The organism is Nocardioides jensenii JCM 1364 = NBRC 14755 (assembly GCF_001552535.1).
GTDB lineage: Bacteria > Actinomycetota > Actinomycetes > Propionibacteriales > Nocardioidaceae > Nocardioides > Nocardioides jensenii.
In genome coordinates this window covers 1-9,172 of the sequence record NZ_BCRJ01000102.1, presented here as the reverse complement: position 1 = coordinate 9,172, position 9,172 = coordinate 1, and the positions used below count along the sequence as shown (strand labels likewise).

The following is a 9,172-nucleotide window of genomic DNA, read 5'->3' as shown; positions in this document are numbered from 1 at the left end:
GTCCGAGAGCGGCTTGAACGACGCGCCGAGCACCGCCACCCGTCCGAAGGCACGGCCGTCGACGTGGCGCAGCACCGAGAGCGCCTCGTCCACGACGCGGTCCCGACGCCGGTCGTTGATCGCCTCGACACCGTGCAGGAACTCCACGGATCGCCCCGATCCCAGCTCCTCGGCCCGGGCGACCAGGGCGCGCACGTCCTTGGGCAGGCAGCCGCCGCCGTAACCCAGGCCCGCGCCGAGGAACTTGCGACCGATGCGGTCGTCGTGGCCGAGCGCATCGGCCAGGGAGGTGACGTCCGCACCGGTCAGCTCGCACAGCTCCGCCATCGCGTTGATGAAGGAGATCTTCGTGGCCAGGAAGGCATTCGCCGAGACCTTCACCAGCTCCGCCGTCGGCAGGTTGCTCACCACGACGGGCGCCCCTTCGGCGATCGCGGCCGCGTAGACGTTGCGCAGCGCCCACTCGGCGGCGGGCGAGGTGACGCCGAAGACCAGCCGGTTGGGGTGCAGGGTGTCGTGGACGGCGTGTCCCTCCCGCAGGAACTCGGGGTTCCAGGCCAGCTCGACGTCGACGCCACGCGGCGTCAGGGCGGCGACACGGGGCAGCAGGCTCTCGGCCGTGCCCACCGGCACCGTCGACTTGCCGACGATCAGGGCCGGCCGGCGCAGCGCGGGCACCAGCTTGTCGATCACCGCGTGCAGGAAGCTCACGTCGGCGGCACCGTTGACTCCCTGCGGCGTGCCCACGCACACGAAGTGGACGTCGGCGGTCCCGGCGGCCTCCTCGAGAGACGTCGTGAAGCGCAGGCGCCCCGAGGCCACGTGCTTGGTGATCAGCTCCGGCAGCCCGGGCTCGTAGAACGGCACCTGTCCGGCGGCCAGGGCCTGGATCCTCGCGGCGTCGGTGTCGACGCCGATCACCTCGTAGCCGAGCTCGGCCATGCCTGCCGCGTGGGTGGCGCCGAGGTAGCCGGTGCCGATGACGGAGATGCGTGTGGTCACGGTGTCCTCCTGGTCTCGTGGTCTCAGCTGGCCACGCCGAGCCGGCGTGTGCCGTGGTTTCGTCCGACGACGTCGCGGTAGTGCCCGACGAGCGTCTCGTTGACCGCCCACCAGGAGCGGCCCTCGACGCTGCGGCGGGCGGCCAGTGACATCCGGTGCCTCAGCAGCGGGTCGGCGACCAGACGCATCACGTCGGCGCGCAGGTCGACCCCGTTGCCCGGGTCGTAGAGGAAGCCGGCGCCCGGGCTGACCACGTCGATCGGGCCACCCGAGCGGGGTGCCACCACGGGGACGCCGGACGCGAGCGCCTCCTGGGCCGCCTGGCAGTAGGTCTCGTGCCGGCCGGTGTGCACGAAGACGTCGAGCGACGCGTAGGCCGCGCCCAGGTCCGCGCCGTGCAGGAGGCCGAGGAAGGCCGCGTTCGGCAGCAGCCGGCGGAGGTTCTGCTCCTCCGGTCCTCCACCGACGATGACCAGACGGATGCCGTCGATGTCATCGAGGTGGGTGAGCAGGTCGAGCTCCTTCTCGGCGGCCAGTCGGCCGATGTAGCCGACCAGCAGCTCCCCGTCGGGAGCCAGCTCGGCCCGCAGCTGCGCCGACCGGTGCGCCGGGGCGAACTGGTCGAGGTCGACCCCGCGGGGCCACAGGGCCAGGCCGGGCAGCCGCATCTCTTCGAGCTGGCGCAGGCTGGCCGTGCTGGGCGCCAGGGTCCGGGTCACGCCGACGTGGATCTTGCGGGTCAACGCGGCCATCGCAGCCGCCCCACCCGGTACGTCGTACTGCGCGGCGAACCCGACCAGGTCGGTCTGGTAGATCGCGACCGTGGGGATGCCGAGGTCGTGGGCCGCCTTCGCCGCCTGGTAGCCGAGCGTGGCCGGCGAGGCGATGTGTACGACGTCCGGCCGGAACCGTTGCATCGTGTGACGCAGGCGGCGACGGGACTCGAGGCCGATGCGGAACTCCTTGTAGAACGGCAGTCGCGCCCCACGCACCCGGGTCACCGGGAAGCCAGCGTACTCGACCGGGCCGGTCGGAGCGACCAGCTCGGCGTCGTGTCCCTGTGCGGCCAGGTGCTCGAGCACCCGGCGTACGGAGTTGGTGACGCCGTTGATCTGGGGCAGGAACGACTCCGCCACGACGAGCACCCGGAGGCGGCTGGTCGTGGCGGGGAGCTCGTGAAGGTTGGTCACTGCCGGCGTGGTGAGAGTCCTGCGACGGTGGCGCATCATGTCCCCTTCGAATCGGGTGCAACCTCTGATTCGAAGTTAGGGATCACGCCGGAACGGACACGGAGATCGGGGTGGACGACACGTGAACCGCTCGCCAACCTCCGTCGGCGCTCGATCAGGCCGGGTTCCCGGCGTGTGCACCGGATCGCAGTCGCATGCTGCAACCAGGACGGTGCACTGTGACCTCGGTCGGCAGCGCTGGGTCACTCCACGGCGGCGAGTTGCCCGCAGGCTCCGTCGATGTCGCTGCCGCGGGTGTCGCGGACCGTGGTGGGGATGCCCTTGGCCTCGAGCCGGCGGACGAACTCGCGCTCGTCCTCGGGGTCGGAGGCGGTCCACTTGGAGCCGGGGGTGGGGTTGAGCGGGATCAGGTTGACGTGCACCCAGCCCCAGTCGCCGTACGAGTTGAGCACGTCGCCGAGCAGGTCGGCACGCCAGGCCTGGTCGTTGATGTCGCGCATCATGGCGTACTCGATGGAGACACGACGCTTGGTCACCGACGCGTAGTTCCATGCGGCCGCGACGGTCTCGGCCACGGAGAAGCGCGTGTTGATCGGCACCAGCTCGTTGCGGAGCTCGTCGTCGGGCGCGTGCAGGGAGAGCGCCAGCGTGACCGGGATGCCCTCCTCGGCCAGCTGGAGCATTCGCGGCACGAGGCCGACGGTGGAGACGGTGATGTGACGCGCGGACATGCCGAGGCCGGCCGGCGCCGGCTCGACGAAGCGGCGTACGGCGGCGATCATCGCCTTGTAGTTGGCCATCGGCTCACCCATGCCCATGAAGACCACGTTGGAGACCCGGCCCGGGCCGCCGGCGATCTCGCCGCGCTGGAGGGCACGGGCCCCGGCGACGACCTGCTCGACGATCTCGGCGGTCGACATGTTGCGCTGCAGGCCACCCTGGCCTGTGGCGCAGAACGGGCAGGCCATGCCGCAGCCGGCCTGGGAGGAGACGCACATCGTGACCCGGCCGGGGTAGCGCATGAGCACCGACTCGACCAGGGATCCGTCGAAGAGCTTCCAGAGCGTCTTGACGGTCTTGCCCTTGTCGGCCTCGAGCGTGCGCAGCGGGGTCATCAGGTTCGGCAGGAGCGTGGAGACCAGCTCGTCGCGCTGACCGGCCGGCAGGTCGGTCATCTCGGCCGGGTCGTCGACCAGTCGCGCGAAGTAGTGGTTCGAGAGCTGCTTGGCACGGAAGCCCGGCAACCCGGCCTCGGTGAGCAGCTCCTTGCGTCCGGCCTCGTCGAGGTCGGCAAGGTGCCGCGGCGGCTTCTTGCGTCCGCGCGGCTCGTCGAACACCAACGGCAGCGTCTTGATCGGCTCCACCGGTGTGGGTTCGGTCGACTTGGTTTCGGGCGAGTTCGGCTCAGTCATGACCGCACCAGTGTCCCACCCGAGGCCACTTCGCGGAGAATCCCAGCCCGAGTCGCCCCTGGTGAGGGTCAACCGGTCGGCGCCGGGGCACGCCCATCGACCCGTCGTGAATTCGATCGCCCGTTGTGACGGTCACCGGTTTGCCCGACCCGTCACCGGGCAACGATGGGACGAGTCGGGCGCGCCGACGGTTCCATCGAGCTGGAGGCAGCACATGAGGTTCCATCTACGCCGTGGACTGGCGGCCGCGGTCGTCGTACTCCTGCCGCTGGCGGCGTGCACCGACGAGTCCGGCTCCGGCACGTCCTCTGCTGACCCGGCCAGCCCGTCGACGTCCGAGACCGGGGACACGACGGAGTCGCCCGCACCGACCGACCCGACATCGGCGCCGACCGACGACCTGAGCACACTGCCGCTGACCACGGACGCGCCACCTCCGACGACGTCGCCGATGTGGGCGTTCCCGGCACTGGTGAAGGGCTGGACCTTCGAGACCCGCGATCAGAAGGGCGTCAACCAGCTGACCCACGAGGGCAGCGACGCCCTGTTCACGTCCTACCAGCTCAAGGAGCAGGGCCCGAACGGCACGGATGCGGCCGATTCCAAGGCCTGGTTGGAGAAGTTCCGCCGGGACCTGTCCGCCAACTCGCAGCTGCAGAAGATCTCGACGCCCACCTACGGCACCGCGATCATCCAGTCCGACCACGGCACGATCGAGTTCGTCCAGCAGGACCTGACCTATCGCACGACCGCCGGGGTCACCTACCGCTCACGGTTCGTGGCCCGCTCGCTCGACACCTACCTGATCGCCGTGCAGTACGGCGCCCCGGAGGGCGAGTGGAGCGAGGCGGAGTGGCAGCGGTTGATCAGCTCAGGGCTGAAGGTCTTCCTCGGCTGGTAGCCGCACCGGCGCGCCGGGCAGCCGGGGCTCGGCCGAGACCAGGCTCAGGCCGGGTCCGAGAGCATGCCGGCGACCAGGGAGATGCCTCCGAAGACCACCACGACCATGATTGCGAGGCCCAGCGCCGCGCCGACCATGAAGCGCAGAGCACTCCCCCGCTGTGTGCGCACGAACAGGAACGGCACGGCGACCAGGACGGGCAGCCCCAGGAGGGCCAGCAGCATGGCGTCGTCCCAGACGAGACCGGCCTCCAGACCGATGAGATAGCCCAGGATGACCAGCACCGGCCCACCGAACAACCCGCCCTCGAGCGACAGGGTGCGACTGGCCAGGTCACTCACGGGTCAGAACACCAGGTAGTGCAACAACAACCAGATCGGGGCGATGGTCGCCAGCAGTGAGTCGAGGCGGTCCATCAGACCACCGTGCCCGGGGATGATCTGCGACATGTCCTTGATGCCGAGGTCGCGCTTCATCACCGACTCGCACAGGTCGCCGAGCGTGGCCATGACCACGGCAATGGCACCGAGGATGACGCCGACCCACCAGTCACCCTCGAGCAGGTAGACCACCAGCGAGACCCCCGCGGCCACACAGGCGATGAACGAGCCGGCGAAGCCCTCCCACGACTTCTTCGGGGAGATCACCGGCGCCATCGGGTGCTTGCCGAACAGCACGCCGGCGACGTAGCCGCCGATGTCGGAGGCAACGGTCATCAGGATGAAGGTGATGATGCCCTTGACGCCGTCGTCCCACCGGTCGAAGCCGGTGGCGCCACCCTCGGCGAGCATCAGTGCCACGAACGAGCCGAGGAACGGCACGTAGATCAGCGTGAACACCGAGGCCGTGGCGTTCTTGACGTAGCCGTCGACGCCGCGGCGCAGCAACCACAACATGATGATCAACGCGGTCACCGCAGTGGCGGTGACCAGTGCCGGCGCACCCCAGAAGTAGGCGACCACGACCATCACGATGCCGCCGGCCATCAACGGCTGCTCGGGCAGGTCGATGTCGTGGGCGGTGAGACCACGCCGCAGCTCCCACACCGCGACCACGACCGCGACCGCGACGATGACCATGAAGGCGGTCTTCCAGAACGCGAGCGACAGGGCGATGGCCCCGAGCAGCACGACCGCGGAGGCGATCGAGGCAGGGAGGTTTCGTCCGGCGCGGCCGTAGTCCTTCTTGGGCGCGGCGGGAGGCGTGGCAGCAGTCATAGGTGGTTGCTCAGACCTCGAGCAGCTCGGCTTCCTTGTTCTTGAGCATCTCGTCGATCGCGTCGGTGTGCTTCTTGGTGGAGGCGTCGAGCTTCTTCTCGGCTCCGGTGACGTCGTCCTTGCCGACGTCGCCGTCCTTCTCGAGCTTCTCCAGCGACTGCTTGGCGGTACGGCGCACGTTGCGCACCGAGACCCGGCCGTCCTCGGCCTTCGCCTTGGCGATCTTGATGTACTCCTTGCGACGCTCCTCGGTCAGCTCGGGGAAGACGCAGCGGAGCGTCTTGCCGTCGTTGGCCGGGTTGACGCCGAGGTCGGAGTCGCGGATCGAGCGCTCGATGGCTCCGATGGAACTCATGTCGAAGGGAGCGATCAGGATCGTGCGGGCGTCCTGCGAGGTGAAGGTCGCCAGCTGCTGCAGCGGCGTCTGGGAGCCGTAGTACTCCGCGGTCAGCTTGCTGAACATGGTGGGGTTCGCACGGCCGGCCCGGATCGCCGCGAACTCCTCGCGGGTCGCCTCGACCGACTTGCTCATCTTCGAGTCGGCTTCTGACAAGACCTGGTTGATCACGGGTTTCTCCTATGTCGCTACGGATGTCGCTGCTGGTCGTCGTACGGCGCGCTGAGTCAGGCGCTCGCGCTCACGAGCGTGCCAATCTTCTCACCCTTCACCGCGCGGGCGATGGTGCCCGGGGTGGAGAGGTTGAAGAACACCATGTCCATGTTGTTGTCGCGCGCCATGCTGATCGCCGTCGAGTCGGCCACCTTCAGGTCGCGGGTGAGGTACTCGTCGTAGGAGAGCTCGTCGAACTTCACCGCGTCGGGGTTGGTCTTGGGGTCGGAGTCGTAGACCCCGTCGACACCCTGCTTGCCCATCAGGATGATCTCGCAGCGCGTCTCCAGCGCGCGCTGGGCGGCCACGGTGTCGGTGGAGAAGAACGGCATGCCGGCACCGGCGCCGAAGATCACGACACGACCCTTCTCCATGTGCCGGATGGCCTTGCGCGGGATGTAGGGCTCGGCGACCTGGCCCATCGCGATCGCGGTCTGCACGCGGGTCTCGACGCCGGCCTGCTCGATCATGTCCTGCAGAGCCAGGCAGTTCATCACCGTGCCGAGCATGCCCATGTAGTCGGCGCGGGCGCGTTCCATGCCGCGCTGCTGCAGCTCGGCGCCGCGGAAGAAGTTGCCGCCACCGACCACGATCGCCACCTGGGCGCCACTGCGGGCGACGTCGGCGATCTCCTTGGCGATGGCGCTGATCACGTCGAGATCGAGTCCGACCTTGCCGCCGCCGAAGACCTCACCGGAGAGCTTGAGCAGGACTCGCTTGTACGCCGACACTGGGCATCCCTTCGTGGAGGTGGATCGTCGGGTGAAACCTATCGCACGGACCTGTCCCGAAGCCCGGCGTACCAGTGCAGGTAGGCAGACCAGGCAGGCCCGTGACTGGCATCGATCGCCATCACGCCCTCGGAGCGCTCGAAGGACTCGGCCGCCCAGTTGTCGCTGCCGGTCAGGATCGTACGTCGGCGCTTGCCCGCCTGGTCGACCCACTGCACCAGCATCAGCTTGTTGTGCACGTCCTCGCCGTTCGCGAACCTGCCCGGGTGCACCGGGACGCCGGCGTTCTCGAGAATTGCGCGAACGCTGTCTCCCACCGTGGCGCCGATGACCTCCACGCGCGCACCGGCGCGGAACTTGTCCACCGCTGTCCGGGCGATCCGGTCACCGCGCGGGCCGTACCAGGCGTGGGCGACGATGCGCAGCGTCATCTGGTCGGCGGGCAGCGGAGCCAGCACCTGGAGCACGGGGTCGGTGGTTCCCTCGGCCTTGGGATAGAGCCACAGTTCATCGTGGCCGAACCGGGCGTTCAGTCCGTGCGTGCTGCCGGGGGCCAACCCTGCCCGGTCGCGGAAGTTGCGCTGGGCCACCCGCCACAGACGATCACGCCCCACGAAGACGTACATGTCGCTGTACTGCTGCAGGGAGAGATAGCTGAGGTTCGCCGACCCGAAGAGGACAACCCGTCGGGACTCGCCGGTGCGGGTGAAGGTCCAGATCTTCTGGTGGGAGCGCGGCGCCGAGCGCGGTGAGAGGTGCACGAAGGAGTCGGCGCTCCGGTCGGTGCCGAACGCCTCGGTCATGCGGGCGACGGCCTTGAAGTCTCGCGAGGCGGCTCCGTTGATCGCGATCTGCACGCGCACGCCGCGTTCATGGGCCGCGATCATGGCGCTCGCGACGGGCTGGAGGGAGAACGAGCGGCCGACGATGCGGATCCGCTCCCCCGCGGGCGTGTTCTCGATCAACTCGAGGATCCTGGCCACGACCGCGTGCGAGGCCGGGTCCTCCCGATCGGCGGGTACGCCGAGCACGGGACCGGGATGGACCACGTGTCCCGCGTCTGGCCGGGCCGTCTCTTGGTCGGGCGTGGCCGGTGAATCGCTGAAGCAACCAGTCGTCACGACCAGGAGCAGCGCCGGGAGGGCGAGTCGCAACCTGCCCAGAATGACGCCGACCTCCCTCAGCGCGCGGCTGAGGGAGGTCATCGTGGTGAGGGGTGCCTGGATCAGGCGCCGACCTCGAAGCGGGCGAACCGCTTCACGGTGGTGTTGGAGGCGTCGAGGACGGCCTTGACCGTCTTCTTGCTCTCGACGACCGACTCCTGCTCGAGCAGGACGATCTCCTTGAAGAAGCCGCCGATGCGGCCCTCGACGATCTTGGCGACGGCAGCCTCGGGCTTGCCCTCCTCGAGCGTCTTCTTCTCCAGGACGTCGCGCTCGGCGGCGACGATGTCGGCCGGCACCTCGTCACGGGTGAGGTACTGCGCCTTGAGCGCGGCGACCTGCATCGCGGCGGCCTTGGCGGCAGCCTCGTCGCCGTCGTACTCGACCAGGACGCCAACGGCCGGCGGGAGGTCGGCGGCACGCTTGTGCAGGTAGACCGTGGTCGGACCGTCGAAGTACGCGACGTTGCCGAGCTCGATCTTCTCACCGATCGTGATGGCCAGGTTCTCGACGACCTCGCCGACGGTCTTGCCGTCGAGCTCGACCGCCTTGAGGGCCTCGGTGTCGGCGGCCTTGGCGGCGTCGGCGGCGTCGGCGATGCGCTGGGCGGTGAGGATGAACTCTTCGTTCTTGGCGACGAAGTCGGTCTCGCTCTTCAGCTCGACCAGGGCGCCACCGGAGCTGGCGACCAGCCCGGCGGAGGCCTCGCGCTCGGCGCCGCGGGCGGCGGCCTTGGCGGCACCCTTGACGCGGAGCAGCTCGACGGCCTTGTCGAAGTTGCCGTCGGCCTCGTCGAGCGCCTTCTTGCAGTCCATCATGCCGGCGCTGGTGAGCTCGCGGAGCTTCTTGACGTCGGCTGCGGAGAAGTTAGCCATGATCCTTCTTCTTCCTCGAAGTTCAGATGTGTTCGGTGAACAGGTGATCTATGTGAACGGCGGCCGCGCCC

General features: G+C 68.9%; 10 protein-coding genes. 1 reads left to right on the top strand and 9 read right to left on the bottom strand.

All coding sequences use genetic code 11. The annotated features are described in order from the left end of the window. From NJ4_RS20475 to rlmN, 3 genes are all read right to left on the bottom strand, one after another. On the bottom strand, positions 1–1,002 hold a 1,002-nt coding region (locus NJ4_RS20475), incomplete at its 3' end, for a UDP-glucose dehydrogenase family protein (protein ID WP_067439669.1). 23 nt (positions 1,003–1,025) lie between these two features. Then, the gene (locus tag NJ4_RS20470; RefSeq protein ID WP_245644646.1) at positions 1,026–2,192 is read right to left on the bottom strand and encodes a glycosyltransferase family 4 protein; all 1,167 of its coding nucleotides are present in this window, start codon (positions 2,190–2,192) and stop codon (positions 1,026–1,028) included. 242 nt (positions 2,193–2,434) lie between these two features. After that, positions 2,435–3,604: a 23S rRNA (adenine(2503)-C(2))-methyltransferase RlmN gene (gene rlmN, locus NJ4_RS20465; protein WP_067439666.1), complete on the bottom strand. Its 1,170-nt coding sequence runs from the start codon at positions 3,602–3,604 to the stop codon at positions 2,435–2,437. Between the two features lie 214 nt (positions 3,605–3,818). Between rlmN and NJ4_RS20460 the strand changes: the two genes are divergently transcribed. Beyond that, positions 3,819–4,505, top strand: a complete 687-nt coding sequence (locus NJ4_RS20460; protein ID WP_067439662.1) for a hypothetical protein — start codon at positions 3,819–3,821, stop codon at positions 4,503–4,505. Between the two features lie 44 nt (positions 4,506–4,549). Here NJ4_RS20460 and NJ4_RS20455 read toward each other — a convergent pair whose 3' ends face one another. From NJ4_RS20455 to tsf, 6 genes are read right to left on the bottom strand one after another with little or no spacing between them, the layout of a single operon-like run. Then, positions 4,550–4,846, bottom strand: coding sequence for a hypothetical protein (locus NJ4_RS20455; protein WP_067439659.1), 297 nt, complete (start codon positions 4,844–4,846; stop codon positions 4,550–4,552). A 3-nt stretch (positions 4,847–4,849) separates the two neighbouring features. After that, positions 4,850–5,722 carry a phosphatidate cytidylyltransferase gene (locus NJ4_RS20450; RefSeq protein ID WP_067439657.1) on the bottom strand — a complete coding sequence of 291 codons (873 nt, stop codon included), beginning with the start codon at positions 5,720–5,722 and terminating at the stop codon, positions 4,850–4,852. 10 nt (positions 5,723–5,732) lie between these two features. Further along, positions 5,733–6,287, bottom strand: coding sequence for a ribosome recycling factor (gene frr / locus NJ4_RS20445; RefSeq protein ID WP_217996936.1), 555 nt, complete (start codon positions 6,285–6,287; stop codon positions 5,733–5,735). 59 nt (positions 6,288–6,346) lie between these two features. Next, positions 6,347–7,063 carry a UMP kinase gene (pyrH, locus tag NJ4_RS20440; RefSeq protein WP_067439651.1) on the bottom strand — a complete coding sequence of 239 codons (717 nt, stop codon included), beginning with the start codon at positions 7,061–7,063 and terminating at the stop codon, positions 6,347–6,349. A gap of 38 nt (positions 7,064–7,101) precedes the next feature. Next, positions 7,102–8,268 carry a phospholipase D-like domain-containing protein gene (locus tag NJ4_RS20435; protein ID WP_067439648.1) on the bottom strand — a complete coding sequence of 389 codons (1,167 nt, stop codon included), beginning with the start codon at positions 8,266–8,268 and terminating at the stop codon, positions 7,102–7,104. A 20-nt stretch (positions 8,269–8,288) separates the two neighbouring features. Then, positions 8,289–9,101: a translation elongation factor Ts gene (tsf, locus tag NJ4_RS20430; RefSeq protein ID WP_067439646.1), complete on the bottom strand. Its 813-nt coding sequence runs from the start codon at positions 9,099–9,101 to the stop codon at positions 8,289–8,291. Between the last annotated feature and the right edge of the window lie 71 nt (positions 9,102–9,172).